This window comes from Pantoea sp. FN0305 (genome assembly GCF_050113845.1).
Taxonomy (GTDB): domain Bacteria; phylum Pseudomonadota; class Gammaproteobacteria; order Enterobacterales; family Enterobacteriaceae; genus Mixta; species Mixta alhagi.
The window spans coordinates 1-730 of sequence record NZ_JBNJSN010000026.1 but is presented as its reverse complement, the minus strand read 5'-3'; the positions used below and the strand labels follow the sequence as shown (position 1 = coordinate 730).

Below are 730 nucleotides of genomic sequence, written 5' to 3'. Positions count from 1 at the left end.
CGGTTAACCTTGCTACAGAATATAAGTCGCTGACCCATTATACAAAAGGTACGCAGTCACCCAACTAGTAGGCTCCCACTGCTTGTACGTACACGGTTTCAGGTTCTGTTTCACTCCCCTCGCCGGGGTTCTTTTCGCCTTTCCCTCACGGTACTGGTTCACTATCGGTCAGTCAGGAGTATTTAGCCTTGGAGGATGGTCCCCCCATATTCAGACAGGATACCACGTGTCCCGCCCTACTCATCGAGCTCACAGCACATGCATCTTCGTGTACGGGACTGTCACCCTGTACCGTGCGCCTTTCCAGACGCTTCCACTGACACACATGCTGATTCAGGCTCTGGGCTGTTCCCCGTTCGCTCGCCGCTACTCAGGGAATCTCGGTTGATTTCTTTTCCTCGGGGTACTTAGATGTTTCAGTTCCCCCGGTTCGCCTCATGCCACTATGTATTCATGGCATGATAGTGCAACGGATTGCACTGGGTTTCCCCATTCGGGTATCGCCGGTTAATAGCGGTTCATATCACCTTACCGGCGCTTATCGCAGATTAGCACGCCCTTCATCGCCTCTGACTGCCAGGGCATCCACCGTGTACGCTTATTCGCTTAACCTCACAACCCGCAAGCGTCTTGCGACACCTGTGAGTGCGAGAATTGAGAGAATCGTGAACAACTCATAAAGTTGTTCCGTTTTCAATTTTCAGCTTGTTTCCGGATTGTTAAAGAGCAA

General features: G+C 51.5%; 1 rRNA gene. It reads right to left on the bottom strand.

Annotated elements, in window-relative coordinates:
* Positions 1-612, bottom strand: a 23S ribosomal RNA gene (locus ACQE3Y_RS20510); the annotation flags it as partial.
* Between the last annotated feature and the right edge of the window lie 118 nt (positions 613-730).